Source organism: Mesoplasma photuris ATCC 49581 (assembly GCF_000702725.1).
GTDB lineage: Bacteria > Bacillota_I > Bacilli_A > Mycoplasmatales > Mycoplasmataceae > Tullyiplasma > Tullyiplasma photuris.
The window spans coordinates 180,320-195,984 of sequence record NZ_JNJI01000002.1 but is presented as its reverse complement, the minus strand read 5'-3'; the positions used below and the strand labels follow the sequence as shown (position 1 = coordinate 195,984).

The window sequence follows — 15,665 nt, the reverse complement described above, 5'->3', positions numbered from 1 at the left end:
ACACAAGCCGAAAGGCTTTTTTTGTTGCCTAAGTAATAAAATGACCATGTGAAAGGAATACAAAATGAATTTATTTAAAAAAACAAAATCAAATCATTCAGAAAAAATATATGATTTAGATATTAAAGATTTTAAAAGCAAGTATCGTTCTACTGCGGAAGCAATTTATGAGTATTTAGGTAAGGATAATTACTCAAAGCCTTATAATTGTATGACTAGATTTAGAACAAATATTAAAAATAAAAATATTGTAAATATTGAAAAAATAAAACAAATACCTTTGGTTAAAGGTATTAATTGAAATGGACCAGAGTTACAAATTATTATTGGTGGAGAAGTCCCAAAAGTTTTAGACGAATTTATTATTTACGAAAAAATAGATAAAACAGATACTATCAAAAACAAAAGTGAAATTATAAATAAAAAACCCAGCATTGGTAAAAGATTTATGGCCGGGGTTGTTGGAATTATTCAACCAGCCATTGGTCTAATAATTGCTGGAGGTATGCTGGTAGCTATTTACGCGCTATTAACTTTAGAAGGAGGGCCACTAAACAATTCAATTGAAATTATAAATAATTTTGGCGAAAAAGAAGTTATATCAATTAGTATGCAAACATTATATTTATTTGGTGTGTGAGATTCTCTTTTCTTTATACTGGCAAATACTATAATGCCTGCTATTGGGATTTTTTTCATATATAACACAGCGAGATATTTTGACGCTAATCCATGATTTGCTATTGCTGTTGGATTATTTTTGTTATCGCAAGGATTTTTCCCATTAGTATTAAAAGATAAATATACAATACCCGAAAATATTTCTAACGTTAATTTTGGAGAATGAATTTCTGATTCACAATCAGAAAAAAATGGTTTCTTCTTGTTTGCTATTGGAGATTTCCCTATTGTTATTATGGGATATCAAGGTTCTATAATACCTTACATTGTTGGAGGTTTATTAGTAGTATTTATAGATAAATGAATTAAAAAATGAATGCCAGCAGCTCTTGATATTACTTTCAGAGGACTGCTAGTTATTTTATCAACCATGTTATTGTTGTGGTTTATATTAGCTCCGATCTCGAGCTTATTAGAATTTGGAATATTTAAAGCAATGACATGAATAGGAACAATTCCATATGGTTTTGGAACAGCTATATTCACAGCTCTGTGACAACCATTGGTAATAATTGGAACACACACCCCATTGGGAGTTATGATTGACACTAACATTAGTTCAGGAACACCTCAATTATTAGGTACTGCGAACGTTTCAGCTTATTGAGGACAACTTGGTGCTGTGTTAGCTGTTGCAATAACAACTAAAAATATGTCTCTTAAAAAAATGGCATTTGCAACAATTCCTGCGGGGGTATTCGGAATAACTGAACCTATTATTTATGGAATAAATCTTCCGAGAACAAAACCTTTTATTTATGGTTGTTTAGGAGCGCTTGTTGGAGGTTTTCTAATCGGTATACTAGATATTGATATGGATATAATGGGCACATTTGGTATTTTAAGTGCATTAAGATTTAATGATTATGCTCAATCTATTGATCCAAATTTCCAACACGCCATTACCTATAGTTCTGCAACTGAAGTTGGATTATTATTTATGGTTTGATTTGTAACATTTTCTGTTGGATTTGGAATAACTTTCCTAGCATATAAAGAAAGAAAAAATGAAGCAAGAGAGTTTAAAAAATCAATCAAGTTACTAACTAAATGAGCACATTTGGAAAAAGAATTTATTATAAATATTTTTAATTCTGAATTATCAGAGATTGGAAGTATGAAAAAAGATTATAAAAATGTTTATAAATATTATGGTGATATGTCAAAAATCCAAAATAAAGAACTTATGTTGGAAGAAAAAGAAAATACAAAAAGAAACGAAATGTATAAAAAATTAGTTAGTTTAAAAAGAAAATTAACAAAAAAAGAAGACAGTGAATTATTTAATAAGTTTAATGATCTTAATAATTTATATGAAAAATTTTCTTTATATGACGAGAGAAATTCTTTGGATAAAAAGAAAAAAGATTTAGAAAATGAAAATAAATTTATATTAGAAAATTTTGAAAATAAACGAATAGATTTGTACCAAAAAGCTAATGAAAAAATTGATAAACAGCCCATAACTAATGAACAAAAAGAAATTTTAGATAATATTATTTGAAATGGATTATATTCTGTTGAAATTAGTTTTGATTTAGAGAATGCCAAAAAAACAAGTTTAAAAAATAGAAAATAGGAAATAAATATGAAAAAAATAAACAAAGAATTTTTATGAGGAGCCTCAACAAGTGCCTACCAATGTGAAGGAGCAACTGATATTGATGGAAAAGGTAAAAGTGTCCAAGATTTAACAAAGTCTAAAGAAGGGGTTATAGATTTTAAAAACACTTCAAATCATTATTTTCATTATAAAGAAGATGTTGCTTTAATGGCTGAAATGGGATTTAAGTCTTATAGATTTTCAATTTCTTGAAGTAGAATATTTCCAAAAGGAATTGGAGAAATTAATCAAAAAGGTGTTGAATTTTATAATAATTTAATTGATGAATTATTAAAATATAAAATCGAACCAATTGTGACAGTCTATCATTTTGATCCCCCATTAGAATTAGAAAGCCAAGGTGGTTGGCTAAATAGAAATTTAATGGTTGATGCATTTGTAAATTATTCAACAAAATTATTTGAATTGTTTGGTGACAGAGTAAAATATTGACAAACAATCAATGAACAAAATATGATTATTCAAGTAGGTCATGTAATAGGTGTCATTAATCCCAAACAAGATAATTTATTTAAAAAGTTATATCAAATAAATCATAATATGTTAATTGCTCAAGCTTTGGTTACTAAAAAATATCACGATATGAAATTAGGTGGTAAAATTGGTCCTGCGCCTAACATTAGTTATGTTTATGCTGATAGCTGTGACCCCGATGATTTTGATGCAAGTTATAAAGCAAATGCTTGAAGAAATTGATTATACCTAGATGCTGCTTGTCATGGAAAATATAATGAAATTGCATGAAATTGAATGTTAAAAAATGGTTATGAACCAGAACTTTTACCAGGCGATTTAGAAATTCTTGAAAACGGAAAATCTGATTTCATAGCATTCAATTATTACAATACAGGTAATGTAAAAGCATCATCTAAAACAGGCCCAATTAAATTTAGTGATTCTGATCAACAAACATCTTATGATGTGCCTGGCTTATTTGACATTAAAGATAACAAAAATTTACCAAAAACTGAGTTTGGCTGATCAATTGATCCCAAAGGTTTCTTACATACTATGAGAGCAATGTGAGATAGATATAAACTACCTTTAATGATTACTGAAAACGGACTTGGAGCATATGATGTTGTTGAAGAAGATGGTAAAATCCATGACCAATATAGAATAAACTATCTGAGAGCTCATATTGAACAACTTAAAATTGCTATAAATGAGGGAATCGATATTATTGGTTATCATCCATGAAGTGCGATTGATTTGGTATCAACACACGAAGGCATTAAAAAACGTTATGGATTTATTTATGTAAATATAAACGATGATGGAGAAGGTGATTATAAACGTTTAAGAAAAGATAGCTTTTTCTGATACAAAAAAGTAATTTCTTCTAATGGGGAAGACTTAATATAATTTAATATAAAATTGATTTTACTAGTATAATTCTCTAAGTATATAAAATGATGGAAATAAATCTTTCATTAAAAATACAAAGAGAATTTTTATTTGACTATAAAAATAAAATTAATTTTTATATTATCAGATAAACCAATGCTTTATTTAACGAAATTTTTAAAAGAATATTTAATTAAAATCCTACGGGATTTTTTCTTTTTTATATATAGATTAAATAGTATAATTATTTAAACAAAGGAGTTTATTTATGAACAAAACACCAATTATTATTGATACTGACCCAGGAATTGATGATGCAGCAGCAATTTGTATTGCACTATTTAATGAAAACGTTGATGTAAGACTTATTACAACTGTTGCTGGAAATGTAGGAATTGATAAAACTACAGCTAATGTAATTAAATTATTAGAAATTACAGGTAAAAATGTACCTGTGGCTGCTGGAGCTCAATTGCCTTTAATCAGACCTTTAAGAGATGCAGCAAACGTACATGGAGCTAGTGGAATGGATGGTTACACTTTCCCAGAACCAGACATGACTAAAGTTATGGAAGAACACGCAGTTGTTGCTATGAAAAATGAACTTATGAATAGTAAAGAAAAAATTACTATCATGCCAATTGGTCCATTAACAAATATTGGATTACTAATTAGAATGTATCCAGAAGTATTACCAAAAATTGAAAAAATCGTTTTAATGGGTGGTGCTATTGGCCGTGGAAACATGGGAGTATACTCAGAATTCAATATTAATATTGATCCTGAAGCTGCAAAAATCGTTTTTGAATCAGGTTTAGACATAGTTATGGCACCGATGGAAGTCGGAATGCAAGCTAAAGTTACTCCTGAAATGAAAGAAGAAATCGAATCAGGTAAAATCGGAGACATGTTAGTAAAAATGTTTGCTGGATACGGAAGTGTAAAAGGTAAAACTAGTTCAAACATGTATGATGGTTGTGCAATTGGATATATTACAAACCCGGATATGTTTATTGGAGAAAAAACTTATGTTGAAGTTGATACTCAATCATCAATTTCAGCAGGAGCTACATATTGTGACTTTAGGGGATTTTTAGGTAAAGAACCAAATGTTTTAGTGCTTAAAGAAGTTAAACATGACCTATTCCATAAATGATTTGTAGAATCTATTAAAAAATGTGGTTAATTCAACACCCTTTAGGGTGTTGTTTTTTATTTTGTGAAAAAAATTATTTTTTTTGCAAAAACTACTTGTTATTGTAAAGTAGTTGATATAGTATAGTAGTTGAAGGGGAACAAAAACCATGAGAAAAATTAAAAAAAGAAAGAAACAATGATTAGCTGGTCTATCAAGATCACTTAAGTTATTATCTACAAATGATAAAAAAGATATTATCGATGCTTATTCAGAAAGAATTGATATTGAATTAGCGGAAGGACAAGATATTGAATCAATATTAGCTCGCTTAGAATCACACGAACTAATTAGTAAAAATATCTATGAAGAATTCGGTATTGATAGAAAAACTAAAATAGTAAAAGAAAATAAAAAAGGGAAAACAACCATTGTTAGAGATGGTTTAGGAATAAATCGAAGCTTTTGAGCAGGATTTATAAATATATTCTTAGTACCAATTGGTGTCGTATTACCAATGTTGCTAGCCGCTATGTTTTTCTTAATTGTGATTGGGCTATGTATTGTATTAATTCCAGCCATAGTATTATCTTTCATAAACTTTGAGATTTCTGATGCGTTACCATTAGCATTCGCCTTCTTGGGATTAATTCCGTTGGTTGCAATAATTTGTTGATTCCTATTCAAAGGATCAGTAGCTATTGGTGGAGCAAGTATTAATGGAATGTTTATGACTTTTGGAAGTGATAAACGTTTCTTAGGCAGATTGCCTAATGAAAGACCGAAAAAAAATAAAGTCGGAAAATGAATTTTGATTTGTTTAGCTGGTCTATCAATTGCATCAGCAACTGGTGGAACATTAGTTACAATCGCACCAAAAGATTCGATTGTTCAAAATCTTATTAATAGAGAATTTGACAATCATATTGCGAAAACATTTGAAGGTGAAGAACTTGGCGATGTTAATTTAAGACAAATGACAGGAGATGTTAGATATTCTAATTTCAGATTTGATAATACTCCCTTTGGTTATGTTGGTTCAGGATCAAAAGTAATTGATTATAGAAAATTTGAAAAAGAAAATGAAGTTAAACCTGTCAAAAAAATGACTGTAGAATTCCACCATTATTTTAAAGATGGAATATTTGAAGGTATAACTTTAGAAACTATTAAAAATCAAAATAATGGTAGTGATACATTAGTATTTGGTTTCGACTACTTTAGTTGAACTGCATATGCTTTATCTTTTGGTCCTATAGACGTTACTATAACTTTAGAAGATTAAAAAATACAGAAAGGTGTTTTGAATGGATACACAATTAAAAAAAGGTATATTAGAATTAATCATTCTTAAGCACCTAAATGATAAAGATTGTTATGCTTATGAATTGAATAAAATTATTAATCAAATAATTGAAATTAATGAATCTACTTCATATGCAATTTTAAAAAAAATGATTAATAAAAAGTTTTGTGATTTCTATATGTCAGAATCAGACGGAAACTATCCTTCTCGTAAATATTACAAGATTACTAATGAAGGTAAAGAAGAATTAATTAGAAATATTAAAATCTGGGAAGATTTCCAGAAGAACATTAATGACTTACTTAAGTAATTAATATGAATAAATGTACAATTTGTAAACTTGAAATTAAAAGCTTTCATGTTTTTCGTCATGGCTATAAACACCACGGATCAATTTTAAAGGGAAAAAAATATATGCACCAAACTTGTTATAACGGATATCGAAAAGAATATTGAAAAGGTATTGTATGATTAATTATTATCTTTTTATCAATAGGTCTGATAACATTAGGCTTTGTATACATTCACAATCAATATCCAGATTCATTCACTAATTGAGAATTTTTAAATGATAGTATAGTAGGAAGTTCTATTATTGGAGGTGGAATTGCATTGTTCATTGCATCAACTTATTTATTTATAAAAAAAGTGATTAGAATTCACTTAGATTCTAAAAGTCGTGAGTTTTTTAAAGAAAAAAATATCTCAGAAAAGAAATTCGAAAACAATTCACACCAATCATAAAATAATACAAAAGCGCCTAATCACAAATTAGGCGCTTTTGTATTATAGAGTTTCTCCTCATTCGTGTAGCGTATCAAGAACGGGTATTAATGTTTTACCAAATTCTGTTAAAGAATATTCAACTTTTGGTGGAATCACGGGAAATACTTTTCGATCGATCACATTATTTTCTTCTAATTTTTTCAAATTTTCAGTTAGTACTTTTTGCGAAACCCCAAGTGTTTTGATCAATTCATTAAAACGCATATTTTTATCAACTAATTCTTTAATAATATATAAACTTCACTTTGATGAAATTATTGATAATGCTTTTTCAGCGGGACAAATCGGTAATTCTTTAGACATGTGACCTCGGTTTCTTTAATGTAATTATACAACTTAAAAGTGCCTTCTTGAATATTATGTATTTCATAAATAAGATAATAGAGTAGAGGAAATCCGAAATCAAATCTACATAAATAAGAAAAGGAAGACATTACTATGAGTAAAGTACTAATTATAAAAGGAACAATGAGTTCTTTAGAAAATTCTCGTTCAGAAGAATTATTAAATGTATTCATGACTGAATATACAAAAAACAATCCAAAAGATGAAATCACTACATTAGATTTAAATGATGTAGCAATGGCTAATATTACATTAAATAGACACAATGGGACAGGTGAATTTTGAGCACCTGAAAACACAATTGCTTATATTGACCAATTAAAATCAGTTGATAAAGTTATTGTAGTATCACCAATGCACAATAATAAAATAACAACAATGTTATCAAACTATTTAGACCACATTATGTTACCAAATGTAGCATTCACATATAAATTCTCACAAAAAGGAGAAGCTAAGGGATTATTATCAAATTTAAAAGTGATTAATCTATTAACTCAAGGTTCACTATTTAGTGTTTATCCATGAGCGGATATGGCAAAATACTTAGAAAATAGTTGAAAATTTGTTGGAGCAAACGTTGTTCCTTCAGTTTTAGTTGACGGTACTGATATGCCTGAAAATCAAGGTAAAACACCAAAAGAAATTGTTTCTCAATTTGAAGACAAAATCTTAAAAGCTGCAAAAGCATTTTAAAACTAAAAAATCACCATTTTAAAATGGTGATTTTTTATTCAACTAAGTCTTCAAAATTTAATACTTTATCAGCTCAGTTTGTTTCAAAGTTGATGTCGTGAGTTGTTAATAAAACAGTCCCTTCAAAAGCTTGAATTGCTTCTAATAAAGCTTCTTTTGCTAAGATATCGATGTGGTTTGTTGGTTCATCGAAAATTAATAAACTCGCAGGCTCTAAACTTAAAGAAGCTAAACGAACTTTAGTTTGTTCTCCTCCTGAAAGTAATTTCATGGGGTTCATCATCAATTCTGATTTAACACCAAATCTACCAATTGTTGCTCTGACTTCACCTTCCAACATTTTTGGGTGATTTGACATTAAATAAGCAATTGGCGTCATATCTCCATAATCTTCGATTTGGTGGAAGAATGAAGTTTCAACTCCATTACCCACCATTATTTTTCCACTAATCGGTTTTAAATCACCGCTAACAGTTGATAAGAATGTTGTTTTACCAATTCCGTTGTAACCTCTAACAATACATTTTTCTCCTTCGCGTAATTCGAAAGTTAATGGATCGGTTAATGCAAAATCATAACCAATTTCCAAATTTTCAGCTTTAACAATAACTGCTGAAGCTGGTCGACGGTATTTAAAGTTCATTTTTGGTTTCGCTTGAACTTTTCGCTCATCCATAACATCAATTTTTTCTAATTGTTTTTTACGCGATTCAGCACTACGTGCTGTTGAGGCACGAGCCCCATTTTTAGCAATATATTCTTTTAGTTTACCAATTTGTTGTTGTTGTGATTCTCGATCACGATCATATTGATTGGCTCTTAATTCAGATAATTCTAAATATTTTTCAAAGTTACCAACATAACGATTAATTTCTAAATTTTCAATTGCATAAATAATACCAACTGTTTTGTTTATGAATTCCTCATCGTGAGAAACAAGTAAAAATGCATTTTCATATGTATTTAAAAATCCTGCTAATCATTCAACTTGTTCAACATCTAAAAAGTTTGTTGGTTCATCAAGTAAAATGAAATCATCATTTTTTAATAAAAGTTTTGCTAATAAAACTTTTCCACGTTGACCACCAGATAACTGACCTAGTTGCTTGCTTAAGTTTTCTACATTAATTCCTAAACCAGAAACTAAGTTACCGATTATTTTTTCAACTTGATCAAAACCTTTAACATTTAACTCGTCTTGCATAGCTAAAGCTTTTATTAAATCTTCTTCTTTATATTCGATTGCCATATCAGCATAAATTTGATGAATTTGAGCTTCAATATCATATAAATGTGCAAAAGCATCTTTTAAATAATCTCCTGCTAAAATTGTCATATCAACTTCTTGGTGTTGATCTAAATATCCCATTTTTGATTTTGGATGTCATTCAACATTTCCATGATCAGGAACAATTTTTCCTGCGATAATATTTAATAAAGTTGTTTTACCAGCACCATTTGGACCAACCAAGGCTACATGTTCTCCATTATTTATTCTCATTGAAGAATCGACATATAATTTTTTACCACCGTTTTGGTGAGTAATATTTTCCAATAGAACAATACTCATAATAACCTCCTTATTCATTTGAAATAATTTCACTAAATTATATTATATATAAATAAATTCATTTTTAAAATAAGTGGAGTATACTAAATTTAAAGTTAATTTTTAGAAGGGAGAAAACATGAAAAAAGATAATAAATTTTTAGATTGAATGTTTGATGAAAAAGACCAAAAAATTGAATCAAAAGACGTTCAAGAAAAAATAGATTATAGTAAAATTTCTCCCATGACACATAGAGAGGCGATGTTACGTTATTCTACTCCTTGAAAAGCAATTTTGTTTTTCTGCTTACCAACAGTAATTATGATGGTTGTTCAAGGGTTGTTTAATATTTTGGATAAGAACTTATCATTAATATTCGCAACAGAACATGCCGTTACAAATTGACAACATATTTATTCATTAATATTTGGTTCAGGAGATGGAACTCATTCGCTTGTTTTAGAAGGAATTCATAATGATGCTATCAATGGTGTTGCTTACAATGGTGAAGCAGATTGATTCGCAAGACTATTTGATCAAAGTACAAACCCAGCCCTTAAACAAATCTTATTAGATTGAGCGAAGGGAAACACAAGTTTAGAAGCAACTAAAACGGCTGTACAAAACTTATTTGACAATAATCAAATCACGATTTCTGAAAAAGCGATGAAAACTTACATCAATTTAGCAACTCAGTATACTACTCAGTCATATAACTTAGTATTTGCTTTTTCACAAGTAATGGGAATTGGTGCTGGAATGCATTTCGCTGTTGAATTTGGAAAAGGTAACCGTGAAAAACTAAAAGAAATTTCTGGAAACGGTATCATGTTTTCTTTAATGGTTTCTTTATTCGTAGCATTCTTGTTATTTTCAATTTCGTATAGACCATGAGGTCAAGTATTAATTTCTTCTCAAATGGGTGACAAAGTAAATTTAGTAATTGAAGAATTAGCTTGAAAAGATGTTGAACCTTTAATTTTTGGATTACCAATTATGTTTATGGCGAATGTAACAATGAACGTTTTAAGAAGTGAAGGTAAAATGTACCACGTCTTAACTATGTCAATTACATCTATATTTGTTAAAGTTGCTGTATCTATTATGGCGATGAAATTCGGTGGAATGGAACTAGCTGGAGCGATGTTAGGAAGTGTAATTTCATTCTTGTATCAACTATTATATTGTTTGATCCTTATGTTTTATGGAAAAAGATCATATTCAAAATTTAAATTAGAAAATTTATATAAATTAAATTTTAAAAATGGAATTTATTCAGTAAAAGCTGGATTACCAAACTTTATTATGTATTTTGCGATATTTATAAACATATTCGTTTCAACGGCAGTGTTAACAGAATTACCACTACCACAAGGATTCACTGATAAAGATGGTGTGTCCTTACTCCAAAACTTTATGTCATCATTAACACCTTGATCAGCACTATTTACATCAGCATGTATTGGTTTAAATCAAGGAGCAAGAAATATCATCGCCTTCAACTATGGTGCTGGTAATAAAGTGCGTATTATTGAAATTTCTAAAAGAGCTTTCCTATTAATGACAATTTGAATGGTTGGTGTTGTAATATTAATTGCTTCAGCTGGACCAGGAATGCTAGTAATGTTTTCATTTGATCCAAATGATATATCATACGGATCAACACTATATTGATACTTAATATTCTTCTTTATGTGATATATTTTAGTAGCATTTACATATATATCATTACCAATTTTCCAAGGTACTAAAAAAACTAAAATAGCTATTTTCATATCATCATTAAGAACTATATTGGTGTTTTTACCACTTGTTGGAATCGGTTTTGCAGTTTCAATTGCAACAGGAAACCCATTCTTCTACTTCCTATTTGTTGGATTAAATGATTTAATTTCTGCGCTAATTATTCTTCCGCTAATTATTCTTTTCTATAAGAGATCAAAAGCTAAAAATAGAATAACAATAAAAGAAGAACCTGAATCAGTAAAAATTGCCCATGAAAAGTATTTAATAGAATTAGAAACGAAAAACAATCTAAAAAAGGCATAAATATGCCTTTTTTATTTAATTTATAGGTTTTTAAAATATCTTTGTTTTGATATGATTAAAGCATATAGGGGAAAATGATGGTTAAAAAAGATGATATTTTAATTTTTGGTCTAAGCGCAAGTCAAAAATTAACAAATGATATTTGCGATTACTTAGGAGTTGAACAGAAAGAAGTTAACACAATTAAATTTGCTGATGGTGAAATGTTGGTTGAATCGCTAGCATCAGTTCGTGGAAAAGAAATTTATGTAATTCAATCAACTTGCTCGCCAGTGAATGATAATTTAATGGAGTTATTAATTGCTATTGATGCTTTTAAAAGAGGAAGCGCAGATAAAATTAATGTGGTAATTCCTTACTTTGGATATGCACGCCAAGACAGAAAAGCTAAAGGTAGACAACCAATTACAGCTAAATTAGTTGCCAATATTATTGAAAGAGCTGGAGCAGATAGAGTTATTACAGTTGATATTCACTCTCAACAAACAATGGGATTCTTTGATATTCCTATGGATAATTTCCAAACTTCACAAACAATGGCTGAAGAAATTGTAAATACAATTATTTCAAATAAATTAGATCACAAAAATTGTATTTTAGTTTCACCAGATCATGGAGGATTAAATAGAGTTCATAAAGTTGATGGATATACAGGAGTTATGACAAACGGTATTGCTACAATTGCAAAACGTCGTCCTGAACCAAATAAAGCTGAAGTTGAATTCATTTTAGGTGATATCAAAGATAAAACTTGTTTTGTTGTAGATGACATGATTGATACAGGTGGAACAATTATAAATGCAGCAAAAGCTCTAAAAGCTGAAGGGGCTAAAGATGTTTATATCTTTGCTGGACACGGATTATTCAATGGTCCTGCTAAATCAAGATTTGAAGAAGCAATTAAAGAAGGTTGAGTAAAAGAGGTTGTTGTTACTGACACAATTGATATTCCTATGGAAAAAAGATTTGAAGGATTAAGAATTATTACAGTTGTTGAATTAATAGCCGACATGATAAAAGCATCATTAAATCACGAATCATTAACTGAAGTTTATCAAAATAAAAAAGAAGCCATTATTAACAAAACTCTAAAATTTGTTAAATCTTGCTAATATGAAATTAATAGTTGGTTTAGGAAATCCGGGAAAAGAATATGCAATAACTAGACATAACGCTGGTTGAATTGCTGTTGATATTCTTTTAGAAAAATATGGATTTAATAATGAAAAATCAGAACATAATTCCATAATTTATTTTTCAGTAATTAATGGTGAAAAAGTATTGTTTGTTAAACCTCAAACTTTTATGAATAAATCAGGAATAGCTGTTAGAGCTATTATGGATTACTATAAAATTTCCAAAGAAGATGTGATTATTTTGCATGATGAAAAAGATTTTCCAATAGGAAAAAATCAATTAAAATTTCAAGGTTCTGCTGCTGGTCACAATGGTATAAAATCAGTCATACAATATTTAAATGGTGAAGATTTTAAACGCTATAGAATAGGTATTGGTCAACCAGAGCAAGGTTGACAAATTGTTGATTGAGTTTTATCAAAAATAAAAGAAGATGAATTATTTGAAATGAAAAAATCAATTGTTGAGAATATTGAATTTTTAAATGATTGAACCAATGAAGAACCCTTTAATAAAATAATGAGCAAATATAATGCCCCCAAAACAAACTAAAGTTTGTTTTTTATTTTGCTAAAATGATAAAATAAATTTAATTATAGAAAGAGGTATCATATATGCCAAAAAAATTTTATGTAACAACCCCAATTTATTATCCAAGTGGTAATTTACACATAGGACATGCCTATACAACAACATTAGCTGATATTTTAAATAGATATAAACAAACAAAAGGATATGAAACATTCTTTTTAACAGGTAGTGATGAACATGGTCAAAAAATAGAAGAAAAAGCTAAAGAAGCAAATCAAGAACCAATGGTTTATTTAGAAGATAAAATTGCTAATTTCAAAACTCTTTGAGAAAAACTAGATATTAAATATTCTAAATTTATCAGAACGACTGATGATTACCATGAACAAACTGTAAAAAAAATATTCACAACCCTATTAGAAAAAGGTTTAATTTTTAAAGGCGATTACGAGGGTCTTTATTGTGTTTCTTGTGAAGAATTTTTAAATGCCGATCAAATAACAGAAGATGGAAATTGTAAAATATCTGGTGGAAAGCCACAGTTAGTAAAAGAGGATACTTACTTTTTAAAAACTAGTGCATTTCAAGATTTTGCAACCAAAGTTTTAACAAGTGATTTCCTACTACCAGAATACAGAAGAAATGAAATGTTGAAAAACTTTGTCGAACCAGGAATTAAGGATTTGTCAGTTACAAGAACTACTTTTAAATGAGGTATACCAATTGATCAAGATCCTTCACACGTGGTTTATGTATGAATCGATGCCCTATCAAACTATATTACTGCATTAGGATATGATCAAAACGACGATTCTTTATTTAAAAAATTCTGACAAGATCCTGAAACTGAAATTCTACAATTAGCTGGTAAAGAAATTATTCGTTTTCACGCTATTTATTGACCAATAATGTTAGAAGGTTTAGGTTTAAGACAACCAAACCATTTACTTGGTCATGGATGAATTTTATCTAAAGATACTAAAATGTCTAAATCTTTAGGTAATGTAATTGATCCAATTGCTTTAATTGATGAATTCGGTGCTGATGCACTACGTTTTTATATTGCAAACGACTTGCCAACAGATAAAGATGGTAATTTCACAATGGATTTATTTACTGAATCATTCAATGCGCATTTAGCTAATAACATTGGTAACTTAATTTCAAGAACAAATAATATGATCACTAAATATTTCGATGGTCATTTAGGTGATGATTTAAATTTGGTTGACAAAATTATGCTGGACGAAGCAAATAAATCAATTGAAAAATTTGAATTACTAATGGATCAATATAAAATTTCTGAAGCTATTCGTGTTGTTTTAGATCTTGGTCAAACGACGAATAAATATATTGAAGATAAAGCTCCTTGAAACTTAGAAAAAGAGGGAAAATTAGAAGAATTAAAAGTTGTAATGATTACATTGCAACGTATGATTTCAATAATTTCATTCCTATTAAGTCCGATTTTGGTTAAAAACTCAGAAATTATGTTGGAACAATGTGGTTTAAAAACGGACTCACTAAATTTTGATAATATAAAAACATTTGAAAATATTAAGTTTAATAAATTAGGTGAAAAAGCCGTTATTTTCCAAAGAATAAAATAAAGGAGTTTTAAAAATGAACGAAACAGCCAAAAATATTCAAAGAGTTAAAGAAATAAACAGCTCTATAAACTTTGATAATGAAACTGATTATTGAGAATCATATATTAAATATATTCACTATTTGACTAGTGAAGAATTTGAACCTATAAAAGAAAGAAAAAATAAATCAGGAATATATATGATTTATATAGATGAAGTAATTAATTATGATTTTTATAATAATAAAATAATCCCTGTTTATATTGGTAAATCAAGAAATAAAAAAGGTATGTCTTCTAGATGAACTTCTCATAGAACTGAAATCAGGAAATTTATAAGTGATGCAGACGAGCACGGAATTGAAAAAACTCTTCTTTCAGGAAGATGGGATGGTAAACATTTATATTCAAAAATTGGAAAAATACTTATAAAAAACAATCTTTCAGTTGATAATGTTAAATTTAGAGTAATAGAATTTTGTGAATCAATTGAAGAATCTAAGTTATTAAAAATTGAACAAAAATATATTAAAAGTATAAATTCTATAAGATTTGGCTTAAATCAATTTGAATTCATAGTAGATTTTCACAAGCTTCAAAGCATGATTAAACAAAAATCAAATATTCTTAGTATTGATAAAATAAAATTACAAGATAATCAAATTTTAGATTTGATAAAGCAAATGTCTAACGATCTTTTAAAGATTAAAGAATTTATTTCAGAAAATATTGCAGAATGAATATTTAATGGGTATGGAATAAGTAATTTTATAAATTTATTAGATTTTTCACTATTTTTTACAAAATATTATTATTCGGGAAAAGATAAAGAGTCTTTAATATCATTTTTTGAACTTTTCTTAAATAAAATTAAAAAGACCTAACGGTCT

The 15,665-nt window shown here is 28.4% G+C and carries 14 protein-coding genes; 12 read left to right on the top strand and 2 right to left on the bottom strand.

Translation table 4 applies throughout. The annotated features are described in order from the left end of the window. Positions 1-64 precede the first annotated feature (64 nt). From T347_RS0100925 to T347_RS0100900, 6 genes are all read left to right on the top strand, one after another. Entirely contained in the window at positions 65-2,260 is a 2,196-nt protein-coding gene (locus tag T347_RS0100925) for a PTS transporter subunit EIIC (protein ID WP_031542333.1), read from the top strand. A 9-nt stretch (positions 2,261-2,269) separates the two neighbouring features. Next, positions 2,270-3,670, top strand: coding sequence for a glycoside hydrolase family 1 protein (locus T347_RS0100920; protein ID WP_031542330.1), 1,401 nt, complete (start codon positions 2,270-2,272; stop codon positions 3,668-3,670). Positions 3,671-3,920: 250 nt separating this feature from the next. Then, complete coding sequence (gene rihC, locus T347_RS0100915; protein WP_031542327.1) at positions 3,921-4,838, top strand: ribonucleoside hydrolase RihC; 918 nt, start codon at positions 3,921-3,923, stop codon at positions 4,836-4,838. A 118-nt stretch (positions 4,839-4,956) separates the two neighbouring features. Continuing rightward, on the top strand, positions 4,957-6,072 hold the full coding sequence (locus T347_RS0100910; protein WP_031542325.1) for a DUF1700 domain-containing protein: 1,116 nt from the start codon (positions 4,957-4,959) through the stop codon (positions 6,070-6,072). A 22-nt stretch (positions 6,073-6,094) separates the two neighbouring features. After that, positions 6,095-6,403, top strand: a complete 309-nt coding sequence (locus T347_RS0100905) for a PadR family transcriptional regulator (protein ID WP_031542323.1) — start codon at positions 6,095-6,097, stop codon at positions 6,401-6,403. Positions 6,404-6,408: 5 nt separating this feature from the next. After that, positions 6,409-6,837 carry a hypothetical protein gene (locus tag T347_RS0100900; RefSeq protein WP_031542322.1) on the top strand — a complete coding sequence of 143 codons (429 nt, stop codon included), beginning with the start codon at positions 6,409-6,411 and terminating at the stop codon, positions 6,835-6,837. 42 nt (positions 6,838-6,879) lie between these two features. Here T347_RS0100900 and T347_RS0100895 read toward each other — a convergent pair whose 3' ends face one another. Further along, positions 6,880-7,182: a winged helix-turn-helix transcriptional regulator gene (locus tag T347_RS0100895; RefSeq protein ID WP_031542317.1), complete on the bottom strand. Its 303-nt coding sequence runs from the start codon at positions 7,180-7,182 to the stop codon at positions 6,880-6,882. 135 nt (positions 7,183-7,317) lie between these two features. On the opposite strand from T347_RS0100895, the gene T347_RS0100890 reads away from it, so the two are divergent. Then, entirely contained in the window at positions 7,318-7,920 is a 603-nt protein-coding gene (locus tag T347_RS0100890; protein WP_031542316.1) for an FMN-dependent NADH-azoreductase, read from the top strand. Between the two features lie 34 nt (positions 7,921-7,954). Here the strand turns inward: T347_RS0100890 and T347_RS0100885 are convergent, their stop codons facing one another. Beyond that, a complete protein-coding gene (locus T347_RS0100885; RefSeq protein WP_031542315.1) occupies positions 7,955-9,490 on the bottom strand; it encodes an ABC-F family ATP-binding cassette domain-containing protein in 1,536 nt (511 codons plus the stop codon). A gap of 118 nt (positions 9,491-9,608) precedes the next feature. Here T347_RS0100885 and T347_RS0100880 point away from each other — a divergent pair, with 118 nt between their 5' ends. From T347_RS0100880 to T347_RS03785, 5 genes are all read left to right on the top strand, one after another. After that, positions 9,609-11,519 (top strand): MATE family efflux transporter, encoded by a 1,911-nt coding sequence (locus T347_RS0100880; RefSeq protein WP_031542313.1) that lies wholly within the window; start codon positions 9,609-9,611, stop codon positions 11,517-11,519. A 77-nt stretch (positions 11,520-11,596) separates the two neighbouring features. Next, positions 11,597-12,631, top strand: coding sequence for a ribose-phosphate diphosphokinase (locus T347_RS0100875; protein ID WP_036228371.1), 1,035 nt, complete (start codon positions 11,597-11,599; stop codon positions 12,629-12,631). A 1-nt stretch (position 12,632) separates the two neighbouring features. Continuing rightward, positions 12,633-13,208: an aminoacyl-tRNA hydrolase gene (gene pth / locus T347_RS0100870; RefSeq protein WP_031542311.1), complete on the top strand. Its 576-nt coding sequence runs from the start codon at positions 12,633-12,635 to the stop codon at positions 13,206-13,208. Positions 13,209-13,270: 62 nt separating this feature from the next. Next, entirely contained in the window at positions 13,271-14,797 is a 1,527-nt protein-coding gene (metG, locus tag T347_RS0100865; protein WP_031542310.1) for a methionine--tRNA ligase, read from the top strand. A gap of 13 nt (positions 14,798-14,810) precedes the next feature. Continuing rightward, complete coding sequence (locus T347_RS03785; RefSeq protein ID WP_031542309.1) at positions 14,811-15,659, top strand: GIY-YIG nuclease family protein; 849 nt, start codon at positions 14,811-14,813, stop codon at positions 15,657-15,659. Positions 15,660-15,665 lie beyond the last annotated feature (6 nt).